The organism is Sphingosinicella terrae (assembly GCF_003347635.1).
Classification (GTDB): domain Bacteria; phylum Pseudomonadota; class Alphaproteobacteria; order Sphingomonadales; family Sphingomonadaceae; genus Allosphingosinicella; species Allosphingosinicella terrae.
In genome coordinates, this window is the sequence record NZ_QDFY01000004.1 from 275,968 (window position 1) to 297,329 (window position 21,362).

The 21,362-nt window shown below is 67.7% G+C and carries 24 protein-coding genes; 5 read left to right on the forward strand and 19 right to left on the reverse strand.

The features are described from left to right. Positions 1–8 precede the first annotated feature (8 nt). Both DDE10_RS11420 and DDE10_RS11425 read right to left on the reverse strand, forming a co-directional pair. Complete coding sequence (locus DDE10_RS11420; protein ID WP_162806568.1) at positions 9–1,115, reverse strand: phosphatase PAP2 family protein; 1,107 nt, start codon at positions 1,113–1,115, stop codon at positions 9–11. A gap of 40 nt (positions 1,116–1,155) precedes the next feature. Then, the gene (locus tag DDE10_RS11425) at positions 1,156–2,430 is read right to left on the reverse strand and encodes a glycosyltransferase family 87 protein (RefSeq protein ID WP_114952896.1); all 1,275 of its coding nucleotides are present in this window, start codon (positions 2,428–2,430) and stop codon (positions 1,156–1,158) included. Positions 2,431–2,547: 117 nt separating this feature from the next. Here DDE10_RS11425 and DDE10_RS11430 point away from each other — a divergent pair, with 117 nt between their 5' ends. After that, positions 2,548–4,179, forward strand: a complete 1,632-nt coding sequence (locus DDE10_RS11430) for a hypothetical protein (protein ID WP_114952897.1) — start codon at positions 2,548–2,550, stop codon at positions 4,177–4,179. On the opposite strand, the gene DDE10_RS11435 is transcribed toward DDE10_RS11430, so the two are convergent. Genes DDE10_RS11435 through DDE10_RS11445 form a run of 3 tightly spaced genes read right to left on the reverse strand, consistent with a single transcriptional unit; the run spans position 4,104 to position 6,288 of the window. Continuing rightward, on the reverse strand, positions 4,104–4,841 hold the full coding sequence (locus DDE10_RS11435; RefSeq protein WP_114952898.1) for a class I SAM-dependent methyltransferase: 738 nt from the start codon (positions 4,839–4,841) through the stop codon (positions 4,104–4,106). The two genes, DDE10_RS11430 and DDE10_RS11435, sit on opposite strands and share 76 nt — an antisense overlap. Continuing rightward, entirely contained in the window at positions 4,841–5,836 is a 996-nt protein-coding gene (locus tag DDE10_RS11440) for a glycosyltransferase family 2 protein (RefSeq protein WP_114953016.1), read from the reverse strand. Before DDE10_RS11440 ends, DDE10_RS11435 begins: the two co-directional genes overlap by 1 nt. Before the next feature lie 47 nt (positions 5,837–5,883). Continuing rightward, the gene (locus tag DDE10_RS11445) at positions 5,884–6,288 is read right to left on the reverse strand and encodes a GtrA family protein (RefSeq protein WP_114952899.1); all 405 of its coding nucleotides are present in this window, start codon (positions 6,286–6,288) and stop codon (positions 5,884–5,886) included. Between the two features lie 83 nt (positions 6,289–6,371). Here DDE10_RS11445 and DDE10_RS11450 point away from each other — a divergent pair, with 83 nt between their 5' ends. After that, the gene (locus tag DDE10_RS11450) at positions 6,372–8,150 is read left to right on the forward strand and encodes an AcrB/AcrD/AcrF family protein (protein WP_114952900.1); all 1,779 of its coding nucleotides are present in this window, start codon (positions 6,372–6,374) and stop codon (positions 8,148–8,150) included. Here DDE10_RS11450 and DDE10_RS11455 read toward each other — a convergent pair. Genes DDE10_RS11455 through DDE10_RS11465 form a run of 3 tightly spaced genes read right to left on the reverse strand, consistent with a single transcriptional unit; the run spans position 8,143 to position 9,928 of the window. After that, a complete protein-coding gene (locus tag DDE10_RS11455; RefSeq protein WP_114952901.1) occupies positions 8,143–8,760 on the reverse strand; it encodes a MarC family protein in 618 nt (205 codons plus the stop codon). The genes DDE10_RS11450 and DDE10_RS11455 overlap by 8 nt on opposite strands. Then, positions 8,757–9,629: a bifunctional methylenetetrahydrofolate dehydrogenase/methenyltetrahydrofolate cyclohydrolase FolD gene (gene folD / locus DDE10_RS11460; RefSeq protein ID WP_114952902.1), complete on the reverse strand. Its 873-nt coding sequence runs from the start codon at positions 9,627–9,629 to the stop codon at positions 8,757–8,759. Before folD ends, DDE10_RS11455 begins: the two co-directional genes overlap by 4 nt. Then, positions 9,626–9,928 (reverse strand): YggT family protein, encoded by a 303-nt coding sequence (locus DDE10_RS11465; protein WP_114952903.1) that lies wholly within the window; start codon positions 9,926–9,928, stop codon positions 9,626–9,628. Before DDE10_RS11465 ends, folD begins: the two co-directional genes overlap by 4 nt. Before the next feature lie 53 nt (positions 9,929–9,981). Here DDE10_RS11465 and DDE10_RS11470 point away from each other — a divergent pair, with 53 nt between their 5' ends. After that, entirely contained in the window at positions 9,982–11,052 is a 1,071-nt protein-coding gene (locus tag DDE10_RS11470; protein ID WP_114952904.1) for a DUF1176 domain-containing protein, read from the forward strand. A gap of 6 nt (positions 11,053–11,058) precedes the next feature. Here the strand turns inward: DDE10_RS11470 and egtD are convergent, their stop codons facing one another. The 5 genes from egtD to gluQRS are packed head-to-tail and all read right to left on the reverse strand — an operon-like array spanning position 11,059 to position 15,031. After that, entirely contained in the window at positions 11,059–12,024 is a 966-nt protein-coding gene (gene egtD, locus DDE10_RS11475; protein ID WP_114952905.1) for an L-histidine N(alpha)-methyltransferase, read from the reverse strand. Beyond that, complete coding sequence (egtB, locus tag DDE10_RS11480) at positions 12,024–13,283, reverse strand: ergothioneine biosynthesis protein EgtB (RefSeq protein ID WP_114952906.1); 1,260 nt, start codon at positions 13,281–13,283, stop codon at positions 12,024–12,026. Before egtB ends, egtD begins: the two co-directional genes overlap by 1 nt. A 31-nt stretch (positions 13,284–13,314) precedes the next feature. Beyond that, complete coding sequence (locus DDE10_RS11485) at positions 13,315–13,884, reverse strand: cob(I)yrinic acid a,c-diamide adenosyltransferase (RefSeq protein WP_114952907.1); 570 nt, start codon at positions 13,882–13,884, stop codon at positions 13,315–13,317. Between the two features lie 7 nt (positions 13,885–13,891). Then, positions 13,892–14,089: an HIG1 domain-containing protein gene (locus DDE10_RS11490; protein WP_114952908.1), complete on the reverse strand. Its 198-nt coding sequence runs from the start codon at positions 14,087–14,089 to the stop codon at positions 13,892–13,894. A gap of 9 nt (positions 14,090–14,098) precedes the next feature. Then, entirely contained in the window at positions 14,099–15,031 is a 933-nt protein-coding gene (gluQRS, locus tag DDE10_RS11495; RefSeq protein WP_114952909.1) for a tRNA glutamyl-Q(34) synthetase GluQRS, read from the reverse strand. A 206-nt stretch (positions 15,032–15,237) separates the two neighbouring features. Here gluQRS and DDE10_RS11500 point away from each other — a divergent pair, with 206 nt between their 5' ends. Further along, complete coding sequence (locus tag DDE10_RS11500; protein ID WP_114952910.1) at positions 15,238–15,804, forward strand: HNH endonuclease; 567 nt, start codon at positions 15,238–15,240, stop codon at positions 15,802–15,804. Positions 15,805–15,864: 60 nt separating this feature from the next. Here DDE10_RS11500 and DDE10_RS11505 read toward each other — a convergent pair whose 3' ends face one another. Genes DDE10_RS11505 through argH form a run of 5 tightly spaced genes read right to left on the reverse strand, consistent with a single transcriptional unit; the run spans position 15,865 to position 19,625 of the window. After that, complete coding sequence (locus tag DDE10_RS11505; RefSeq protein WP_114952911.1) at positions 15,865–16,155, reverse strand: HNH endonuclease; 291 nt, start codon at positions 16,153–16,155, stop codon at positions 15,865–15,867. Continuing rightward, the gene (locus DDE10_RS11510; RefSeq protein WP_114952912.1) at positions 16,140–17,093 is read right to left on the reverse strand and encodes a CorA family divalent cation transporter; all 954 of its coding nucleotides are present in this window, start codon (positions 17,091–17,093) and stop codon (positions 16,140–16,142) included. Before DDE10_RS11510 ends, DDE10_RS11505 begins: the two co-directional genes overlap by 16 nt. 5 nt (positions 17,094–17,098) lie before the next feature. Beyond that, positions 17,099–17,962 (reverse strand): UTP--glucose-1-phosphate uridylyltransferase GalU, encoded by an 864-nt coding sequence (gene galU / locus DDE10_RS11515; protein ID WP_114952913.1) that lies wholly within the window; start codon positions 17,960–17,962, stop codon positions 17,099–17,101. Further along, the gene (locus DDE10_RS11520; protein ID WP_284734604.1) at positions 17,959–18,252 is read right to left on the reverse strand and encodes a hypothetical protein; all 294 of its coding nucleotides are present in this window, start codon (positions 18,250–18,252) and stop codon (positions 17,959–17,961) included. The genes galU and DDE10_RS11520 overlap by 4 nt, the downstream gene beginning before the upstream one ends. Next, a complete protein-coding gene (gene argH, locus DDE10_RS11525; protein ID WP_114952914.1) occupies positions 18,249–19,625 on the reverse strand; it encodes an argininosuccinate lyase in 1,377 nt (458 codons plus the stop codon). The genes DDE10_RS11520 and argH overlap by 4 nt, the downstream gene beginning before the upstream one ends. Positions 19,626–19,653: 28 nt before the next feature. Between argH and DDE10_RS11530 the strand changes: the two genes are divergently transcribed. Continuing rightward, on the forward strand, positions 19,654–20,244 hold the full coding sequence (locus DDE10_RS11530; RefSeq protein WP_284734620.1) for a TlpA family protein disulfide reductase: 591 nt from the start codon (positions 19,654–19,656) through the stop codon (positions 20,242–20,244). An 81-nt stretch (positions 20,245–20,325) separates the two neighbouring features. Here the strand turns inward: DDE10_RS11530 and DDE10_RS11535 are convergent, their stop codons facing one another. Then, the gene (locus tag DDE10_RS11535; RefSeq protein ID WP_284734605.1) at positions 20,326–21,258 is read right to left on the reverse strand and encodes a DMT family transporter; all 933 of its coding nucleotides are present in this window, start codon (positions 21,256–21,258) and stop codon (positions 20,326–20,328) included. Positions 21,259–21,362 lie beyond the last annotated feature (104 nt).

The following is a 21,362-nucleotide window of genomic DNA, read 5'->3' on the forward strand; positions in this document are numbered from 1 at the left end:
AGCCTCGTTCAGGCCGCTTCCATAGCCGGTCCGCGCGCGGGCTCGACGGCCTTCTCGCTCGCGACCGAGTTCGCATAGCCCGACGCTTCGAGATATCTGCCCGCGCCCCACCAGATCGCCGCCATGGCGGCCGCGGCGAGCAATCCGTCGACCGCATAATGCCAGCCGAGATGGACCGAGCCGAAGAAGATGATGGCGGCATAGACCCAGCCGCCGATCGCTCCGGCGCGGCCGAACCGGCCCAGGGCGAGCGCGTAGAGGATCGCGATAGCGTTGTGGAGCGAAGGCATGGCGCTGATCCCCATCCCGAAGCTTGGCTGGTCGTTGACGTGCGCCTGCCACAGAACGTCCTGCCATTGCACCGCACCCAGAGGGATCGTCATGTCCGAAATCTCGCGCAGCCGCGCCATCATCGGCGCGAATTCCACCGCCGAGCGGGCGCCGACCAGCTCGGCGTAGCAGGGTCCCGCCGAGGAAAACAGGTAGCCGCCGCCTACCCCGAGCAGGATCCAAGCGACGGTGAAAGCGAGGAAGAAGCGGGCGCGATCGTAGCGCGGGGCGAAAAGCGCGAAACCGAGGATGGCGATCGACAGCATCAGGATCCACAAGGTGTAGATGCGGTCGATCACCGCCGTTGCCGTCGCGCCGCCGGCGAGAGCATGGGTGAGCTCCCAGGGCTGGCTGCCGAAGAAGAGCAGCCGGTCGAGAGCCGCCAGCCGGTCGTCCCACGAGAAAGGGACGTAGTCCGGGATAGCCATCTTGAGCGCACCATAGCCCGAGAACATGATCGGCAGCAGGACGAGCGGCGCCAGTCCGGCGGCCAGCAGGAGCGGCGACCCGTAGCGCCGCGCGAGGCCATGGGCGAGATCGGCGAACGGACTGGGCGAGCTCTTCAGCACGCTCCAGATCAGCGGCGGCAGGACGAGGAGGAAGGCGAAAACGGGAAGGGTCCGCAAGGCCATCCGCACATAGCCGCGGGTGAGATCCGAGGCGGCGAGGCCGGCGCCGCTGCCGACTGCCTGGCCGGCCAGGAAGAGGACCAGGCAAGCGGCGGCGACCGGTAAGAGCCAGAGCAGCTCCTCTCGATGCGCCAATGGCCTGTCTGGATGCCGCATCCGCCCTCCCATTCGGGTATGAGCCTGTAGGAAGAATTGGTTAATCGGGCGTTGAATGGCGGGCGCAGGCCAGCTTCGGCAGGACGGCCCGGTCGTGTGCCAGACCCGGCCCGCGCAACTTCGAGCGATCGAGCAGCATCGTCAATTGGAAGGCGAGGAGCAGCGGCCCCACCGGGGTATCGACGAGATTGAGATAGAGGACGAGGATCGGAGCCAGCGCCACGATGGCGAAGGTTAATCGGCTCAGCGGTGAGCTTCCTTCCAGCGAGTGCCGGAACAGGACGAGCCCGCTTATCCCCACGACGGTCATGTCATAGGCGAAGCCGTAGGGCAGGACGAGGAAGGTGGCCGTCGCCGTGGCGAGGCAGGCTTCGGCAGGATCGCGCGGCATCGCCTTCAAGAGCGCGGTCACCGCACAGACGGCGACGGCGATCTGGACGGTCAAGGCGAGCCCGCTCGGGACGCCGAACATCGCCATGGCGGGAGTCACGGTCGGCATCATCAGCAGGAAGAAGGTCCCGAGATCGTCGACCATGGCCGCCTGGTATCCGATCGTCTCGGTCACATAGGTGAACCAGAGCGCCGGGCCGAAGAGCAGGAGGGAGAGGGAGACAAGCAGCAGGACGGTGGCGCCGGCGGCAGCGATGGCGATCCATTCCCGCCGCCAGAGCAGCACGAGGGGAGCCAGTACGGCAAGATGCGGCTTGACGATCATCAAGCCTATCAGGACGCCCGCAAGCGCCGGCCGGCGGGGAAGGAGCGACCAGGCCGACAGCCACAAGGCACCGATCAGGAACCCGTAATGGCCTGCCCAGATATTGATCAGCGAGGCCGGCGCCAGCAGTGCGAGCCATCCATTCAATCCGGCGGCACCGAGATAGGGCCTGGCCGCTCGCAGGAACAGGAAGGCCGTGCCGCCCAGCCAGACGCAGAGCGCGGCCGGGTAAGGAAGCAAGGCGAACAGCCAAGTGTAGAGGAGGGTCACCGGCGGGTAGGAATAATTGTGCTGCCTGAGGGCGTCGCCGAACAGCTCCTGCTGGACGAGACGATAGGCATCGACGTCGTAAAGGGCGTCGAGCCGCCCCTGGAGGATCAACGAGCCCGACGTGTAGACGTTGACGAAGTCGCGTCCCCAGAGCGCCTGGCCGCCGATCGAAAGCCCGTCCCGCGTCACCGCGATGTCGCGCAGCAGGAGCAGCGCTCCCAGCAGGACGACGAACATCCAGAAGATCCGCCAGGCCCCCGCCGCACGGTCATCGAGCGCGCCGGGACCGCCGGCGCCCAGATGAACAGGCCTGTGCAGGGTGGCGGTCATCGCTTTCCTCGAGAAGTCCCCAAGGAACTAGGTGCGAGCCGTTGAAGAAGGATTAACCATGGTCCCGCCGACGCTCGCTTTTTCGGTTGAACGCCGCGCCGGACTCGGGAAGGCACGATGCGGGACTTGAAGATGGCGAAGGGCGTGCAACAGGGGCATTTCCATCCACGCGGCGGCGACGAGCCGCGCCATCTGTGGGAGCATCCGGCAGCGCTCGCGGCGCTGGTGCTGCTGTCGGCGCTGCCCCTGCTTTGGCCCGACGTTCCCCCCTTGCTCGACCTCCCAGGCCATATGGGGCGCTACCGGGTCCAGCTCGATCTCGAAACCTCGGCTCATCTTCGCCGCTATTATGCCTTCGAATGGGCGCTGATCGGCAATCTCGGCGTCGACCTCCTTGTCCAGCTGCTGGCGCCGGCGATCGGGCTCGAGCCCGCGGTAAAGCTGATCATCATCCTCATCCCCGTGCTGACGGTGATCGGGCTGCTGTGGGTGGCATTCGAGGTGCACGGCCGGATCCCGCCCACATCGCTGTTCGCCCTGCCCCTCGCCTATAACTTCCCCTTCCTGTTCGGCTTCGCCAATTTCGCTTTGTCGATGGCGCTCGCCCTCATCGCGTTCGCGCTCTGGCTGCGTCTCGCCCGGCTGGATCGGCTCTGGCTCCGGGCGGCACTGTTCCCGTTGGTGGCGACGGCGGTCTGGGTTGCCCACGCCTTCGGCTGGGGCACGCTCGGCGTGCTCGCCTTCTCGGCGGAGCTCGTGCGGCAATATGACCGCGGCCACCATTTCATCGCCTCCGGCTTTCGAGCCGCTATTCACTGTCTGACGCTCACCCCGCCGGTCGCGCTCATCCTTCTCTGGCGCAGCGAGGCGTCGGGCCGCACCACCGACTGGTTCAACATGGAACGCAAGCTCGAGTGGCTGAGGATGGTGCTGCGCGACCGCTGGGAGATTTTCGACGTCGCCTCGCTCGTCATGGTATCGGCGGTGATCGCCTGGGCGATGGTCAGCAGGCGCCTCACCTATTCGCGCAACCTTGCGGCATCGGCCCTCTTCCTTTCGATCGTCTTCGTGCTGCTGCCGCGCATCGTCTTCGGGTCAGCTTATGCGGACATGCGGCTGGCGCCCTATCTGTTCGCCATCGGCCTCATCGCCATCCGATTTCCGGAAGGGGTCGCCCGCCGCCTCGCGGCCGCCATCGGCATGGCCGGCCTCGCCTTCTTCGGCGTGCGCACGGCCGGGACGACCGTCAGCATGTGGCTCTACGACCGCGTTTATGACCGCGAGCTCGCTGCGCTGGACCATGTGCCCGAGGGGGCCCGGCTGGTGAGCTTCGTCGGCCGCCCGTGTGTCGAGCCATGGGCGATGTCGCGGCTGGTGCATCTTCCGGGCCTGGCGATCGTGCGGCGCCAGGCCTTTTCCAACGACCAATGGTTCATGGCCGGCGCCCAGCTACTGCGTGTCACGTACGCCAAGGGGCTGCCCTTCGTCGGCGATCCCACCCAGATCATCACCCAGCGCCGCTGCCGGTGGGAGGTATGGCGGCCGGTGGGCCTCGCCCTCGCCACCTTCCCGCGCGAGGCCTTCGACTATGTCTGGCTGATCACGCCGCCGCCATTCGATCCGGCGCTGACCAAGGACCTCCGCCCGATCTGGCGAAGCGGCAGCAGCGTGCTCTACCGCGTCGAGCGCGAGCCGATCAGCGCGAACAGCGAGACCCCGACCGGGAACGACACCCGGCCGACGAGGTGACGTTCCAGCCCGAACACCCCCCGCAGCAGCCGGTTGAGCGGTGCAGGCGGCAGCTTGTCGTCGCTGCTCTGCTTGCCTGCCAGTCGGCCGACCAGCCGGGCCGCCGCCGCCACCGGGAAGAGCAGGCTGTTGAAATAGCCGACGCGCTCCGCTTCGAGTCCTGCCGATCGGATCACCGCCTCGAGCGTTCGCTTCGAATAGCGGCGCTTGTGATGATGGGCGGCGTCGTGCACGCTCCACATCCACTGATAAGCGGGGACTGTAACGAGGATGCGTCCGCCCGGTGCAAGCTTGGCGGCGATGCTCTCGAGCGACGCCCGATCCTCGTCGACATGCTCGAGCACGTCGAGAAGGGCGACGAGATGATAGGCGCCGTCCGCGACGCCGCTCAGCCCGGGCAGAGGCGCGTCCCCGACCGCCTGGCCGAGGCGGCGACTGGCGAGCGAGCGTGCCTGCGGATCGACCTCGATGGCGTCCAGCCGGCCGAAGCCGCGCAGCATCTCGAAATTGTGCCCGGTGCCGCAGCCAATCTCGAGGATGCGGGCCTGGTCCGGCAGGGCGACATGGCGCGCGATGAGGTCGTGCAGGATGCGTCGCCGCGCGACATACCACCAATGAACCTCGTCCTGCTCGGCCATGCGATCGAAGACAGCGCGCTCCATCAGCCGAGACTCCCGATCGACGGCGCGTCGGGGTCCGCGACGCCGATCCGCTTGCGGATCACGTAGAGCGGGCGGCGCTTGGTCTCGATGAGGATCCGGCCGACATATTCGCCGAGCACGCCCAGGGAGATGAGCTGCAGGCCGCCGAAGAACAGGATCGCCACCATCAGCGACGGATAGCCGGCGACGTCGCTGCCGAAGACGACCGTCTTCACCACCACGTAAATGGCGTAGAGCAGCGAGAAGAAGGCGATGACGACGCCGACATAGGACCAGATCCTCAGCGGCATGGTGGAGGCGGAGGTGATCCCATCCAGGGCAAGGGTCCACAGCTTCCAATAGCGGAACTTGGTTTCGCCGACGGCGCGGGGAGCGCGCTCATATTCGACGGCCGCCTGTCGGAAGCCCGACCAGGCGAACAGCCCCTTCATGAACCGGTTGCGCTCGGGCATCGAGCGGATGATCTCCACCACCGACCGGTCGAGCAGCCGGAAATCGCCGGCATGCTCGGGTATCTTGTCCGACGACAGGTAGTTGTGCGCGCGATAATAGAGATCCGCGGTCAGCCGCTTGGGCAGGCTATCGGACTGACGGTTGGTGCGCACGCCGTAGACCACTTCATGTCCGTCCCGCCATTTCGCCAGCATCGCGCCGATCACCTCGGGCGGATCCTGGAGATCGACGTCGATCGGAACGACCGCGGCACCCGCGGCGTGGTCGAGACCGGCGGTCAGCGCCGCCTCCTTGCCGAAATTGCGCGACAAAGAGAGCCCTCGGATCCGCGGATCGCGCTCGTGCGCCTGGAGGATGGCCGCGAGCGTGGCATCCTCGCTGCCGTCGTCGACGAACAATATCTCCCAGGCGGGCTCCGGACCGGCGTCGGGAAACAGACCCTCGAGGATCGCGGCGACCCGATCGATGAAGGGCGGGATCGCCGCTTCCTCGTCCTTGACGGGGACGATCAGCGACAGGGTGGGTCCCGCATCCCGGCTCATGGCGGCCGGTGTGCCATAGATTGCCGGCGAAGTGCGCATCATTTCCATCAGGCGAAGACCCAGCGGCGGTTGAGCGAGAAGGTCAATAACGGCGTCGCGAAGACGATCGGGATCACCGACCACCAGATCGGGCCATCGAGCTGCTTGACCAGCAGCCAGACGAAGAACTGATTGCACAGGAAGCCGATCACGTTGACGGTGAAGAAGCGGGCGGTGCGCGCCGGGGCATTGTCGCGCGAGCCGTGCCCGCGGAAGCTGAAGCGGCTGTGAAGCACATAGCCGAGCCCGGTGAAAAAGACGAAGTTGAGGGTGAGGGACAACATCGGCTCGACGCGCAGCGCCGTCGCGACGAGCCAGTAGCCGCCGGCAACGAGCAAAGTCAGCAGCCCTCCGGTCAAGCCGAACCGGATCAGCTGTCCGACCATTTCTCCATGCTTCTCAATGATCTTCATCCGGGGTGGTCCGAACTCCGCTTGCCCTTGCGCGACGAGCGACTAATGCCGCTGGGCAGGCTTGAAAAGGACGAAGCGGCGGCATGGCGGGACAGGCGGGGGCGGGAGAGGCCCAGGCGCGGCACTGGCGCATCGCGCTGCTGCTCTTCTGGCTGGGCTTCGCCGCCTATCTGATCTGGCTGCGCTGGGCAGCGATCAACGGCTTCGCCCTCGGCGACACCGACGACAATCTTCGGATGGCGCAGGTTCGCGCGCTGATCGAGGGCCAGGGCTGGTATGATCTGAGGCAATATCGGCTCAACCCGCCGGCGGGCGCCGACATCCACTGGTCGCGCCTCGTCGACCTGCCGATCGCCGGGCTGAAGCTCGCTCTCGCGCCCTTGCTGGGTGGGCGCACGGCCGAGCTGATCGCCGTCACCGTCGCACCGTTGCTGCCGATGATGGTGGCGACAGCGGCGCTGGCGGTGATCGCCCGCCGCCTCGTCCACCCCTGGGCCTTCGCACTCGCCCTCGCCCTCATCACCTGCGCCGGCTCCACCCGCGGCATGTGGATGCCGCTCCGGATAGACCATCACGGGTGGCAGCTGGCGATGCTGGCACTGGCAATGGCGGCGCTGACCGATGCGCGCCGGGCGCGCGGCGGCGTCCTGCTTGGGGTGTCGACAGCAGTTTCGCTGTCCATCGGCATGGAGATGCTGCTCTATCTCGCCCTGGCCGGCACGGCGACGGTGCTGCGCTGGATCTTCGATCGCGAAGAGGCGCGTCGGCTGCTCGCTTATGGGGCGGCGCTCGGCGGAGGCTGCGCGCTCGGTTTCCTTGTTTTCGCGTCGCAAGCCAATCGCGCGCCGGTCTGCGACGCGCTCTCGCCGGTCTGGCTGTCGGCCATGGTGGCGGCAGGCGCGATCGCGGTCGGGCTGGCCCTGATCAACCCCGCGGGGCGCACGGCGCGCCTCGCCGCGGCGGCGCTGCTCGGCGCCGGGCTGGCCGCCGCCTTCGCCTGGCTCTGGCCGCATTGCCTCGGCCGGCTCGAGGGCACGGATCCGGAGCTCGAGCGGCTGTGGCTGGATCGGGTACGCGAGGCGTTGCCGCTCTGGCGGCACGGTTCGCGCACCGCCGCCCTCGTCGCGACCCTGCCGGTCGCCGGCCTGATCGGCTACGGATTGATGCTCTGGCGGCACCGCCGCGCTGCCGAGCCCTTCGCCGCCTGGGCCGCGCTCACCGCCCCTGCCTTGCTCGCTGCGGCCCTTCTGCTGTGGCAGACCCGCGCCGGTCCCGCCGCGCAGCTGCTTGCGATACCGGGCGCGACCGCCCTTTCCTGGACGCTTCTCGCCTGGTTCGCCCGCCAGCGGCAGATGGCGGTCCGCGTCCTCGGGGCCGCCGCCGTCCTGCTCGCGGTCTTCGGACTCGCCAACGGCTCGCTCGGCCAGCTCTTTCCCGACAATGTCAGCGATTTCAGGAGGCGGGTGAATGCGGCCAATGCCCGCTGTCCGACGCTGGCGGCGCTGCGGCCCGTCGCGCAGCAGCCACCGGGGACCGTGCTCACTTTCGTCGATCTCGGCCCGCGCCTCATCACCGTGACCCCGCACAGCGCGATCGCTGGCCCCTATCACCGCAACGGCGAGGAGATTCTGGCGGTGATGCGGGCCTGGCGCGGCGACGAGGCCAAAGCGCGCGCGACGATCCTGCACTATCGGGTCGATTATGTCCTGATCTGCCCGGACATGTCGGAATCGACCGTCTATCAGGCGGAGGCCCCGCAGGGCTTCTATGCCCGGCTGAAGCGTGGCCAGGCGCCGGCCTGGCTGGCGCCGGTGCCGCTCCCGCAGACTTCGCCCTACCGGATGTGGCGCGTGGTCAGGTAAGGGTCGCCTCGATACCGTCAATGACGAACTGGGCGGCGAGCGCGGCGAGGATGACGCCGAGGATGCGGGTGATCATCGCCTCCAGTTTGTGACCCAGCAGTCGCATCAGCGGTCCGGCCGCGAGCAGCGCGATGAGGGTAAGCAGGAGCGTCGCGAGCAGCGCGCCGAGCACGACGGCGGATTCGCCGATCCCCTCGCTTCTGGCCATGAGCAGCATCGCCGACGCGATCGAGCCCGGCCCTGCGATCATCGGAATCGCCATCGGGAAGACAGAGATGTCCTCGGCCTCGCTCGCGGTGACCTCCTGAGCACGATTCTCGCGGCGCTCCGTTCGCTTCTCGAAGACCATGTCGATGGCGATCAGGAAGAGCATGATGCCGCCGGCGATGCGAAAGGCGCCGAGGCTGATGCCGAGAGCCCGGAGCAGGTCCTCGCCGAAGAGCGCGAAGAAGAGCAGGATGCCGGAAGCGACCATGACCGAGCGGATCGCCATCGCGCGGCGGTGGACCGGCGTCGCATTGCCCGTCAACGCAGCGAAGATCGGGGCGCATCCTGGCGGATCGATCACCACCAGGAAGGTGACGAAGGCAGAGACGAAGAGTTCGGTCACAGCCCTTCCGGCCCGGACAGCCCGGCGCGGGCATGCGCGGCGGCCAGAGTGTTGCGGAGCAGCACGGCGATGGTCATCGGGCCGACCCCGCCCGGCACCGGCGTGATCGCACCGGCCGTCCGGGAAGCGCTCTCGAAGTCGACGTCTCCAACCAGCTTGCCATCGACCCGGTTGATGCCGACATCGATGACGGTGGCGCCCGACTTCAGCCACTCGCCCTTGACCATCTCGGGGCGGCCGACAGCCGCGACGACGATATCCCCGCGGCGGACCACGTCCGGCAGATCGCGCGTGCGGCTATGGGCGACGGTGACGGTGCAATTCTCCTTGAGCAGAAGCTGCGCCATCGGCTTGCCGACGATGTTGGACCGACCGATCACGACCGCCTCCAGGCCGGAAAGGTCGCCGAGCCGATCCTTGAGGAGCATGATGCAGCCCAGCGGCGTGCAGGGGACCAGTGCCTCCTCACCGACGGAAAGCTTGCCCACATTGTCGATGTGAAAGCCGTCGACGTCCTTGGCCGGATCGATCGTGTCGATCACCGCCTTGTCGTCGATATGCGAAGGCAAGGGCAGCTGGACGAGAATGCCATCCACGCCGTCATCGCCATTGAGTTTCTGGACGAGGGCGACGAGCTCCGCCTGGCTCGTGGTCTCGGGGAGGACGTGCTCGTACGACTCCATGCCGGCTTCGACCGTCGCCTTGCCCTTGGAGCGGACGTAGACGCGGCTCGCAGGATCATCGCCGACGAGGACCACGGCGAGACCAGGCTTGCGGCCGACCCGCTTCACGAAAGCCGGCACCGCCTCGGCAATGCGAGCGCGCAGCCCTTCCGCGAAGGCCTTACCCCCGATCACCGAAGCGCTCACTGGTAGCTCGTCAGCAGCTCGATCTGGACGCCGCGCAGCAACTGGTCGACCACCATGATGAGCAGCAGGACGACCAGAGGACTGAAGTCGAGACCGCCGAAATCGGGCAGGATCCGCCGGATCGGGCGATAGAGCGGCGCCGTCAGGCGATCGAGCGCGTAGAAGAACTGGCGGACGAAGTCGTTATGGGTGTTGATGACGTTGAACGCGACCAGCCAGCTCAGGATCGCCTGTATGATGATGATCCACCACAGCACCGTCAGCAGGATCAGCACGATATTGATGAGCGAGATCAGCATGGTTTCTCCTGGAGCGTTGACTCGTCCTCTAACCGGGCGTCGCTAGGGGAGCAATGCGCAGCGGCCGCGTGACCGCTTTGCAGATCCGCGGTACGCCGGTTAACGTCGCGCGATGCTGCTCCTCGCCCCTGATCGCCGCCCAGGGGATGGCCCCCGCTCCCGCCGAGCTCAGGACGTTTCGCGACTGGATCGTCGGCTGCGACAATGGCCGGGCCTGTGAAGCCGTCGCGCTGCTTCCCGAAGATGCGGATTGGGAGCAATGGACGACGTTCAGCCTGAGCCGAGGCCCGCAGGCCGAAGCGCGCCTCGACCTGGTCTTCGCCGATCTCACGGATTCACCGGCTTCGCTTTGGGCGGACGGGAGTCGGCTCGACGTCCGTTTTGCCACGGCGAACGACGGGCTTGCCGTCGTGCCGGCCGATGAGGACGCGTTCGTCTCGGTGCTCCGGCAGGCCGGAACCCTCGAGCTGCGCGACGCCGCAGGAGAGGTCATCAAGCGCGTATCGCTATCCGGAGCGAGCGCGGCGATGCTCTACCTCGACGAGCAGCAGCGCCGCCTGGGCAGCGTCACCGCGCTCGTCGACCGCGGCCCCCGGCCGGCGGCCGCAATACCTGCACCCCCGGTCCTCCCGCGCGTGACGCTCGCCCCGGCAGCGGGCGAGGGGCCGCCGGAGATCGGCGCGAGCGAAATCGCCGAGCTGCGGGGGCAGAATGGCTGCACGATCGACGAGGTAGGCGGGCCCGACGAGCATGAGGTGGCCCAGATCGCGCCCGGCACCACCTTGATCCTGCTCGCCTGCGGGACCGGCGCGTACAATCTGAGCAGTCTTCCCTTCATCGCCCGGCGGGAAGGCGGCCGCCTCACGGCCGAGATCGCGCCGTTCGACAGCCAATGGGGCCTCTCCGATCTCGGCCGGCCGACGCTGATCAACGCTTTCTGGGACGCCGGCAGCCGCCTCCTACGCGAACTCTCGAAAGGACGCGGCATCGGCGATTGCGGCACCCATGCCACCTACGGCTGGGACGGCCGCCGTTTCCGCCTCGTCGAACAGGAAGAGATGGGCGAGTGCCGCGGGTCGATGGACTATATCTTCACCTGGCGCAGCGAGATCGTGCGGCCCTGACGGCCGTCACGGCGCAAAGCGCGGCGCCTCGGCCTCGGCGAGCAGCAGGGCGAACATGTCCTCTTCGTCCGTCCACTGCCGGACCACTTTCCATCCCGAGGCGAGCATCAGCAACCGTGCGTCCCGTTCGCCATATTTGTGGCTGTTCTCGGTATGGATGGTGTCGCCGGCCCGCATTTCGAAGCGGGTGCCCGAGACGGTGAAGGCGAGGTCCGCCTTCGCCTCAAGGTGCATCTCGACCCGGCTGCGCTCCTCGTTCCAGCGAGCGACATGCCGGAAGTCGTCCACCGCGATGTCACCGTCGAGTTCGGCGTTGATACGATGAAGCAGGTTGAGATTGAACTCGGCGGTCACGCCGGCGGCATCGTCATAAGCGCGGATCAGGACCTCCGGATCCTTCACCCGGTCGATCCCGATCAGGAGGTGAGCGCCGCAGCCCAAGGTCTCCTTCATCGCGCGAAGAAGATCCACCGCCGTGCGTGGAACCATGTTGCCGATGGTGGAGCCGGGAAAGAAGCCCAGCTTGTCCGTCGCCGACACCTCGGCCGGAAGCTCGAGCGGCCGCATGAAGTCGGCTTCTACGGGAAGGATCGGAAGATCGGGAAATTCCGCCTGCAGCGCGGCGGCAGAGTCGCGCAGGAACTCGCCACTGATGTCGATCGGCACGTAGGAGGAGGGTCCGACGGCGCGCAACAGGATCGGAGTCTTGGCCGACGACCCCGAGCCGAACTCGACCACGGCATCCCCCCGTCCGGCGATGTCTGCCACTTCGGGGCAGTGCCGCTCGAGCAGCATCGTGTCGACGCGGGTGGGGTAATATTCCGGCAGCCGGGTGATCGCCTCGAACAGCTCGGAGCCGCGCCGGTCGTAGAACCAGCGTGACGGAATCGCCCTGATCGGCGCGGCAAGGCCGGCCAAAACATCGTCGCGGAAGGCCGGATCGGCCTCGGTCCTCGTCGTCACCGCGTCCATCAACTGTCCTTGGCAAGCCTCAGGCCGGCGAACATCCAGCGCTGGTGGGGATAGAAGAAGTTCCGATAGCTGGCGCGCACATGGCCGCGGGGCGTCGCGCAGCCGCCGCCGCGGAGCACCATCTGGCCGCTCATGAACTTGCCATTATACTCGCCCACGGTCCCCTCCGCGGGTCGAAAGCCGGGATAGGGAAGGAAGGCGCTGGCGGTCCATTCCCAGACATTGCCGAAGAGATCGCGCAGACCCTCGCCGCGCGGGGCGGGGCGCGGCCGCGCAGGGCCGGCGCGATCGAGCTGGTGCCCGGACAGAGGATCCGCGCCGCGCGCGGCGCTCTCCCATTCCTGCTCCGTCGGAAGGCGCGCTCCGGCCCAGCGCGCGAAAGCGTCCGCCTCGTAATAAGAGATGTGGCAGACCGCCTCGTCGGGATCCACGAGGCGTGCCCCGTCCAATCCGAAGCGGTGCCATGCCCCCTCCTCTTCGAACCAGTAGAGGGGCGCCGCGACCGACTGTTCTTGGATCCAGCCCCAGCCGTCGGACAGCCAGAGCCGCGGATCTGCATATCCGCCCGCTTCCATGAACGCGATCCATTCGCCGTTCGTCACCGGCCGGTCCGCCAGCGCGTGCGGCGACAGGATGGCGCGGTGTGGCGGGCCCTCCGCATCGAAGGCGAAGCCGCTCCCGTCATAGCCGAACTCGACGACTCCCTCGGCACCACGGATCCAGCGCGGCGGCTCCGGCGTCGCGCCGACGGCGACCGCAGGAAGCGCTTCCCAGACCGCCGGCCGCAGCGGATTCTCGGCGAAGGTCGCGAGCAGATCCATGAGCATCAGCTCCTGATGCTGCTGCTCATGGTTGAGGCCGAGCTCGATCAGCTCGGGGGGCAGGCAATCGATCGCGGCGGCGAGGATGCCGTCGACATGAGCCCGGTAGTCCCGGATCTCGTCCAGCGACGGCCGGCTCAGCATACCGCGCCGCGGCCGCGGGTGCCGATCCCCCTCCCCGTCATAATAGGAATTGAAGAGATAGGACCAGCGTTCGTCGAACGGCGCGTAGCCGGGCAGAAAGTCCCGCAGCAGGAACGTCTCGAAGAACCAGGTGGTGTGGGCCAGGTGCCATTTCGCGGGCGACGCATCGGCCATCGGCTGGATCGTCGCGTCGGCGTCCGAAAGCGGCTCGGCGACGGCAAGGCTCAGCCCCCTGACCGCCCTGTATCGGTCGGCAAGGCTCCCATCCGCACTCGACTTAGCCAGGGTCGCCATGCTCCGCCCCTACACCGAAGGTCTATCCAGGTTAAGACCTGCGTGTCGCTCCGGGCTGCCACAAGACGTCGCCGCGGTCCCGCACGATCCAGCGCGCCAGCACGAACAGCAGATCGGACAGGCGGTTGAGATAGGCGAGCGCCAGGGGGTTGATAGGCGCGACTGCCGCCGCAGCAACCGCGGCGCGCTCGGCGCGCCGCACGATGGCGCGGGCGAGGTGGATGTGGGCTGCGCCGCCACGACCGGCCGGAAGCACGAAACTGCGCAGCGGCTCCAGGTCCGCGTTCATCCGGTCGATCTCGCGCTCGAGCCTTTGCACCTGCTCGGGAACGATACGCAGCGACATCTCCGTCGGGGCGTAGTCGTCGCCGGGCGTGGCGAGGTCGGCTCCGAGATCGAAGAGCTCGTTCTGGACACGGGCGAGCATGCGCCCGGCCCCCCCGCCGAGATGGAGCCGCGCCAGGCCGATCGCGCAATTCGCCTCGTCGACGTCGCCGATCGCCGCGAGCCGGAGATCGGCCTTCGAAACCCGTGATCCGTCGACGAGTCCGGTCATGCCGGCATCGCCGGTGCGGGTGTAGATCTTGTTGAGCCTGACCAGAGTCGCCTCAGCGGCCGGCCATGAGCAGCAGCAGGACCGCCACCAGGATCGCCGCCGCCTGGAACAAGACGCGCTTGCGCATCAGATCCTGCGACCGGCGGCCACTGAGGTCCTTCTGCTGGGCCATGCCGATCACGCCCTTGACCAGCACGAACAAGGTCGCGCCGGCGGCCAGGACGAGGAGGATGGTCAGGAGCGTCTGCATGGCGTCTCTCTACCCGTTCGAGACGGAATATCCAGCGGGCATCTGGCCGCGGCGCAAGCTCTCGACGAGATCGCGCGGGTCCGCCCCCGCCGCACGCAGGTCGGCCAAGGCAGGCGCGCCGTGGCGCTTGGCGAGACGGCGCCCCTCGGCGTCGACGAGCAGGCGATGGTGGTGATAGGCCGGCGTCGCAAGCCCGAGCAGCGCCTGGAGCAGACGGTGCACATGGGTGCTGCCGAACAGGTCCAGGCCGCGGACGATGTCGGTCACGCCCTGCGCCGCATCGTCGACGGTGACGGCGAGATGATAGCTGGCCGAGGCGTCCTTGCGAGCGATGACGACGTCGCCGAAGAGGGCGGGACGGGCGATCACCGTGCCGGCGTTGGAATCGTGCCAGCTGAGAGGCCGGAACGGGTCCGGAACCGCAGGCGCGTCTCTCTCTTCCTGGCGGGCGCACTCGACCGGGGCGGCGAGAGCCCGGAGCGCGGCCTTGACGTCAAGCCGCCACGCATGGGTTTTCTCCTCGATGAGCCTTTCCCGTTCCATTTCCGGCAACCGACGACATGTGCCCGGATAGGAAGGGCCTTCCGGGCCATGGGGCGCGGCGGCGCTGGCGGCGATCTCCGCGGCGATCTCGTTCCGGGTGCAGAAGCAGGGATAGACCAGCCGGCCTACCTTCAGGATCTCCAACGCCTCGGCGTAGAGAGGCAGGCGTTCCGACTGATAGACGATCTCGCCATCCCACTGGAGGCCGAGCCAGAGCAGGTCGCGAATGATCGCGTCGATATGCTCCGGCCGCGACCGGCCCGGATCTATATCCTCGATGCGCAGCAGGAAGGCACCGCCCTGGTCGCGCGCAAGGTCGTGCGCGAGCAGCGCCGAGTAGGCATGTCCCAAGTGCAGCCGCCCGGTCGGGCTGGGCGCGAAGCGGGTGACCGGCTGCATCGAAAGAACGCTTCCTACCTTCTGCTTTTCGCTTGACCGCGAGTCGGCGACTATGGTGTCATGATCGCGTCACGCATGGCAGCCAAAGCGTGGCGGAACATGGAGAAGAAGGCCGAGGCGCCCGATATCTCCCTCGTTCTGGGTGCGACAGGCTTCGAGGGCGGCGTTTTTCGGATTCCCTCCGAGAAACGGGAGCCGATTGAGCCTTGTACCATCCCGATCTTCTCCGGCACCCCGAGAGCTGCCCCGCCTTGGTGCTCAATGCCGATTACACGCCCCTGAGCTATTATCCACTCAGCCTGTGGCCGTGGCAGACCGCGGTCAAGGCGGTGTTCCTCGAGCGCGTCGACATCGTCGCCCAATATGAGCGCAAGGTTCACAGCCCCAGCTTCGAGATGAGCCTGCCTTCGGTGATCGCGCTTCGCCAATATGTGCGGCCCTCCGAGCACCCCGCCTTCACCCGGTTCAACCTTTTCCTGCGCGACCGCTTCGCCTGCCAATATTGCGGCGAGCCGCAGGAATTGACCTTCGACCATGTCGTGCCTCGGGCCCAAGGCGGCCGCACCACCTGGGAGAATGTCACCACGGCCTGCGCCCCCTGCAACCTCAGGAAGGGCGGGCGCACGCCGCGGGAGGCGCACATGCATCTGCGCCGGCGTCCCTACCGACCCACCAGCTGGCAGCTTCAGGAGCATGGCCGTCGATTCCCGCCCAACTACCTGCACGACAGCTGGCGTGATTATCTCTACTGGGACGTCGAGCTGGAGGCCTGATCCGGCCGCGCCCGGTCCGGGATCCGTCGGTCCCGCGCGGGGCGAATATAATATTCGTTTCTAACGCCGCCGCCGCGTCGGCGCGTGGAAGTCGGGTGCCTTGTCGGCGACCCACGACAGGAAGCGCGCGATCTCGGGATGGCTGCGAAGGGAAACAGGGTCGGCATAGCTCCTGGCCAGCGCCTTGTTGTCCAAGGTCGCATGGATGGTGCGGTGGCAGATAGGATGGACCGGCTCGGTCGCGCGGCCGCCGCGGCTCTTCGGCACGGGATGGTGCCATTCCACCCGCCGGCCGAGCGGGCGCCCGCACAGGAAGCAGCCTGACGGCGCGTCGCTTACCGCCGGAGCCATTGCCGTCGCACGAACCAGGCCAGCACCGCGGCGCCGATCGCGGCGCAGAAGGCGACCACGCCCCAGAAGGCCCATGGCGCCTGGGCGTAGGGGATGCCCTGCACGTTCATTCCGAGCAGCCCGGTGATGAAGGTGAGGGGAAGGAAGATGAAGGCGACGACGGCGATGTAGAGCGCCCTCTGGTCGACCTGCTCGGCGCGAAGATCGGTAATCTGCTCATGGAGCAAGGCGGCGCGCTCACGCACTGCCTCCAGTTCCTCGGCCATCCGGGCAAAGCGATCGGCTGCCTCGACGATGTGCAGCCGGTCATCGGCCGCAAGCCAGTCGAAGTCCATCTCGGCGAGGGTGCGCAGCGCATCGCGATCGGGGGCGACGAAGCGGCGGAAGCCGATCGCGTCGGAGCGCACGGAGGTGATGACCCGCCGCAGCCGGTAGATCTCGTTGGGCCGGAGATCGCTCTCGACATCGTCCAACGTGTCGCCGAGCGCGGCCACCTGTGGATCGAGCGCCTTGCTGATCGTCTTGGCGAAGGCAGCGACGAGATCCCCCGAATCGCGAATATGGCCGGAGTCCATCAATGCCATCACGTCCGGCGTGGCGGCGAGGCGTCGCCGACTCAGTGACGTCACCTTGCCGTCGATCACCCAGAAGCGAATCGAGACGAGCTTGTCGGAATCCGCCGGGTCAAGGTCGCCAGGGCCGCGCAGGTTGAGGATCGCGCCTTCGCCGAGCGGATCGCAGCGCGGCCGGGTCTCGGTCGCCGCCAGCGCGCCGGCGGCGACGTCAGGCAGGTCGTGCTGCGCCTTGAGGAAGGCGAGATCGATCTCGTCGCGTCCCTCGAGATGAATCCAGAGGAAGCCGGACCCGTCCCAGCCGGCCGCCTCGTCGAGGCCGAGGCGGCGCACCCCGCCGTCGCTGGCGAGATACGCGCCCTCCATGACGCCTAAAGTCCCAACTTCGAAAGATAGGCGCGGACCGCAGGCGCGACATCGTCGCGGCCGAGCGCGAGAGCCAGGTTGGCGATGACGAAGCCGGTCTTGTCGCCGCAATCGTGACGTTCCGCATCGACGGTGACGCCGTGGAAAGGCTGGCGGCCGATCAGGGCGGCCATGCCGTCGGTCAGCTGGATCTCGCCCCCGGCACCTTTGCCGATCGAGCTTAGTATCTCCATGATCTCGGGCTGGAGGATGTAGCGGCCGACGACGCCGAGCGTCGAGGGCGCCTCCTCCGGCTTCGGCTTCTCGACCAGACCCTTGACCTCGGTGAGGCGGCCATCCTGGGCGCCGGGGGTGATGATGCCGTAGCTGGCGGTGCGCTCGCGCGGGACTTCCTGCGCGCAGACGATGTTGCCCCCGACTTTCCCATAGGCCTCGACCATCTGGGCGAGGCAGCCGGGCCGGCCGACCATGAGATCGTCGGGAAGCAGAACGGCGAAAGGTTCGTCGCCGACGATCTCGCGCGCGCACCAGACGGCATGGCCGAGACCGAGCGGCTGCTGCTGACGAACCGAAACGACCGATCCCGCCGGCATCCGGGTGCTGTCGAGCGCGTCGAGCGACTTGCCGCGCGACGTCATGGTCGCCTCGAGCTCGAAGGCGATGTCGAAATGATCCTCAAGCGCGTCCTTGCCGCGGCCGGTGACGAAGATCATCTGCTCGATTCCCGCCTCGAGCGCCTCTTCCACCGCATATTGGATGAGCGGCCGGTCGACGACCGTGAGCATTTCCTTCGGTATCGCCTTGGTCGCCGGCAGAAAGCGGGTGCCGAGGCCGGCGACGGGGAAGACGGCCTTCCTGATGGACTTCATGCTTGCGGGTCACTTTCCTGTGGGTCGATCGTGTCGCCGCCGGGCGGCACTTCCGCCGGCGGCAGGTCAAAGCGGTCCTGCTCGCGCTCCTCGGAGCGGCGCAGCAGCTCGTCGACACGCTCCGGCCGGGCAATGGGCGGGGGGGTGAGCAACTCCTCGGCGGTGAGCGGACGCGCGGCCGCGGGCGGCGCCGGCGGCAGCGTCTCGCCGGGAGGCGGCTCGAGCGGCGTCCGAAGCCCGCAGCCGGCGAGCAAGAGCGGAATCCCGAGCAGCCAGAGACGCGACGTCACGACTTCATCTCCAGCACCTTCCTGGCGGCTTCGATCCGCTTCTTCACCGAAGCGGGCGCGGTGCCCCCGAAGCTGGTCCTGCTCTTCACCGATGCCTCGAGCGACAGCAGGCCGAAGACCTCTTCGCCGATCCGCGAATCCACCGCCTGGAAGACGTCCAGCGGCAGCTCCCACAAAGATGCGCCGCGCTCGTCCGCGGCCCAGACGATCCGGCCGGTGACGTGATGCGCCTCGCGGAACGGCAGACCGAGCCGACGGACCAGCCAGTCGGCGAGATCGGTCGCGGTCGGATGTCCGGCCTCGGCGGCCGCCCGCATCCGGTCCGCATTGAAGCGGCTGGTTTCGATCATCCCGGCCATCGCCGCCAGCGAAAGGCCGAGCAGGTCATGCGCCTCGAAGACCGGCTGCTTGTCGTCCTGCATGTCCTTCGAATAAGCGAGCGGCAGCCCCTTCATGACGGTCACCAGCGCCACCATGGTGCCGGCGATCCGGCCGGAATGGCCGCGGACCAGCTCGGCGGCGTCCGGATTGCGCTTCTGGGGCATGATCGACGACCCGGTCGAGAAGCTGTCGGCGAGGGTGACGAAGCCGAAGGGCTGGCTCGCCCAGAGGATGAACTCCTCGGCCAGGCGCGACAGATGAAGCGCGCACTGCGTCGCCGCCATGAGATAATCGATGGCGAAGTCGCGGTCGGAGACCGCGTCGAGCGAATTGGCGGCCGGCCGATCGAAGCCCAGCGCCAATGCGGTCGCCTCCCGATCGATCGCGAAGGAGGTGCCGGCGAGGGCGGCTGCGCCCAGGGGCGATTCGTTCATCCGGGCGCGGGCGTCGGCGAAGCGCGAGCGGTCGCGCCTCAGCATCTCGTAATAGGCCATCAGATGGTGTCCGAGCGTCACCGGCTGCGCGGCCTGCAGGTGGGTGAAGCCGGGCATGATCGTGCCGACATGCTCCTCGGCGCGGAGCACCAGGGCGCGCTGCAGCGCCTGGAGCCTCAGCTCGGTCTCGTCGATGGCGTCGCGCACCCAGAGGCGGAAATCGGTCGCGACCTGGTCGTTTCGCGAGCGGGCGGTATGGAGGCGCCCAGCCGCCGGGCCGATCAGCTCGGCCAGGCGGTGCTCGACATGCATGTGGATGTCCTCGAGCGACGGATCCTCCGGCACGCCGTCAGCCTGATATTCGTCCTCGATCCGGTCGAGCCCCTCCTCGATCGCGTCGCCATCCTCCTGGCTGACGATCTCACGAGCGCAGAGCATGGCGACATGGGCGCGCGAGGCGGCGATGTCCTGCCGCCACAGGCGCTTGTCGAAGGAGATGGAGGCATTTATCTCGCGCATCAGCGCCGAGGGACCCTCGGCGAAGCGCCCGCCCCACATCGCATTGGAGTCCTGATCCTTGCGGCTCGTGATCGCCTCTCTCCTCGCACTCGGCCTAGGCCTCCCGCTGGCGGGATGCGATAGGCAAACGGCCACGGTCCCGCAAGGCGAAGCGCCGGCGAGAACGGACGCGGCCCAGGCCGCTGAGTCGGCCCCACCCCGCTCCTATCCGACCGGGCGGCTCGATCGGTCGCACGCGGGCGCGCAGGCGCCCGACACGATATTCGAGGATCCGCAAGGCGACCCGGCCCGAATGGCCGACTTCCGCGGACGTCCCGTCCTGGTCAATCTCTGGGCGACGTGGTGCGGCCCCTGCGTCGTCGAGATGCCGTCGCTAGACGGCCTCGCCCGCCGCGAGGGCGATCGGGTGGCGGTCCTTGCGCTGAGCCAGGACATGCAAGGCCGGCAGAAGGTGACCGACTTCTTCGCGGCGCGCGACTTCGCGAAGCTCGAGCCGTATCTCGACCCGAATCTCGACTTCATGACGTCACTCAGGATCGATACGCTGCCGACGACGATCCTCTACGACGCCGAGGGCCGCGAGGTGTGGCGGATGACAGGCATGGCCGACTGGGAGAGCGACCGGGCGGTGCGGCTGCTTCGCGAGGCGGGGACCTGAGCTGGCGCGGCCAGTCGGCGTTCGAAGCTCAGTCGCAGCGCCGCAGACTTCCGGCTTTCGCAAGCGAAATGGACGTCTTCGTCACGCGGTCGTCGCGGGTCTTCTTCGGGCGAAAACCCTTCCGTCGATCGCTGCGAGGCCGAGAACGATCAGGGCGAGGCCGCCGAAATGGCGCGGCGCCAGCGTCTCCCCGAGGAAGAGGGCGCCGAGTGCGATCGCCGGGACGGGAATCAGGAAGGTGACGAGGATCGCGTTGGTCGCGCCGGCCCGTTCGATCAGCCGGAAATAGAGGATGTAGGCCAAGGCCGTGGAGATCGTGGCGAGGCCGATGATGGCGAGGATCGCACTGCCGGTCGGCGCGGAAGCCCGCCAGGGCGGCTCGAACAGCAGGACCAGCGGCAGCATCACGAGGGCGCTGGCCAGGAGCTGACCGGCCGAGACGGTCATCGGCGGCACGCCCATGGCGCGAAATCGGCGGGCATGGACCCCGGCCAGCGCGTAGCAGAGGGTTGCGCCGAGGCAGGCGAGCTGAGCGAGCAGGCTGGCGCCGCCGATGTCGAGCAGCAGATCGCCGCCGATCATCGCAGCCACCCCGGCGAAGCCGACCGCAACCCCGATTACCTTCAACGGCGTCGCTTTCTCGTCCGCCGTGAAGAAATGGGTGACGAGCACGGCCCAGAGCGGTGTGGTCGCATTGAGGATCGAGGCGAGGCCGCTGGCGATATGCTGCTGGCCCCAGGCGAAGAGGGTGAACGGGACCGCATTGTTGAACAGCGCCAGCACGAGGAAAGGCAGGGCCGTGGCACGGGCGAAGGGCAGGGGACGACCGGTCGCCTTGAGAATAGCGAGCAGGATCGCCGCGGCGATGACCACGCGCGCGAGCACCATCGACATCGGCGTGACGCTGCCGACCGCGACGTCGATGAAGAAAAAGGAGCCACCCCACAGGATGGCGAGGAGGATCAGGGTGGCCCAATCGCGGGCGCCCATGTGCAGGATGATAGGCGGCGGCATCGAGCCCGCCATAGCGGGCTATCGACCGGACGCCGTCACGGAAATTGCGGTCGAAACCATAAGCCAGGCTTGTGGCAATCGCGATCCCCCACAAGGCAAGCCGG

What these genes read in the sequence shown, in the direction of transcription:
- DDE10_RS11420 (WP_162806568.1), bottom strand. Translation starts at nt 1,115, where the DNA reads ATGCGGCATCCAGACAGGCCATTGGCGCATCGAGAGGAGCTGCTCTGG.
- DDE10_RS11425 (WP_114952896.1), bottom strand. Translation starts at nt 2,430, where the DNA reads ATGACCGCCACCCTGCACAGGCCTGTTCATCTGGGCGCCGGCGGTCCC.
- DDE10_RS11430 (WP_114952897.1), top strand. Translation starts at nt 2,548, where the DNA reads ATGCGGGACTTGAAGATGGCGAAGGGCGTGCAACAGGGGCATTTCCAT.
- DDE10_RS11435 (WP_114952898.1), bottom strand. Translation starts at nt 4,841, where the DNA reads ATGGAGCGCGCTGTCTTCGATCGCATGGCCGAGCAGGACGAGGTTCAT.
- DDE10_RS11440 (WP_114953016.1), bottom strand. Translation starts at nt 5,836, where the DNA reads ATGAGCCGGGATGCGGGACCCACCCTGTCGCTGATCGTCCCCGTCAAG.
- DDE10_RS11445 (WP_114952899.1), bottom strand. Translation starts at nt 6,288, where the DNA reads ATGAAGATCATTGAGAAGCATGGAGAAATGGTCGGACAGCTGATCCGG.
- DDE10_RS11450 (WP_114952900.1), top strand. Translation starts at nt 6,372, where the DNA reads ATGGCGGGACAGGCGGGGGCGGGAGAGGCCCAGGCGCGGCACTGGCGC.
- DDE10_RS11465 (WP_114952903.1), bottom strand. Translation starts at nt 9,928, where the DNA reads ATGCTGATCTCGCTCATCAATATCGTGCTGATCCTGCTGACGGTGCTG.
- DDE10_RS11470 (WP_114952904.1), top strand. Translation starts at nt 9,982, where the DNA reads ATGCGCAGCGGCCGCGTGACCGCTTTGCAGATCCGCGGTACGCCGGTT.
- egtD (WP_114952905.1), bottom strand. Translation starts at nt 12,024, where the DNA reads ATGGACGCGGTGACGACGAGGACCGAGGCCGATCCGGCCTTCCGCGAC.
- egtB (WP_114952906.1), bottom strand. Translation starts at nt 13,283, where the DNA reads ATGGCGACCCTGGCTAAGTCGAGTGCGGATGGGAGCCTTGCCGACCGA.
- DDE10_RS11490 (WP_114952908.1), bottom strand. Translation starts at nt 14,089, where the DNA reads ATGCAGACGCTCCTGACCATCCTCCTCGTCCTGGCCGCCGGCGCGACC.
- gluQRS (WP_114952909.1), bottom strand. Translation starts at nt 15,031, where the DNA reads ATGCAGCCGGTCACCCGCTTCGCGCCCAGCCCGACCGGGCGGCTGCAC.
- DDE10_RS11505 (WP_114952911.1), bottom strand. Translation starts at nt 16,155, where the DNA reads ATGGCTCCGGCGGTAAGCGACGCGCCGTCAGGCTGCTTCCTGTGCGGG.
- DDE10_RS11510 (WP_114952912.1), bottom strand. Translation starts at nt 17,093, where the DNA reads ATGGAGGGCGCGTATCTCGCCAGCGACGGCGGGGTGCGCCGCCTCGGC.
- galU (WP_114952913.1), bottom strand. Translation starts at nt 17,962, where the DNA reads ATGAAGTCCATCAGGAAGGCCGTCTTCCCCGTCGCCGGCCTCGGCACC.
- argH (WP_114952914.1), bottom strand. Translation starts at nt 19,625, where the DNA reads ATGTGGGGCGGGCGCTTCGCCGAGGGTCCCTCGGCGCTGATGCGCGAG.
- DDE10_RS11535 (WP_284734605.1), bottom strand. Translation starts at nt 21,258, where the DNA reads ATGCCGCCGCCTATCATCCTGCACATGGGCGCCCGCGATTGGGCCACC.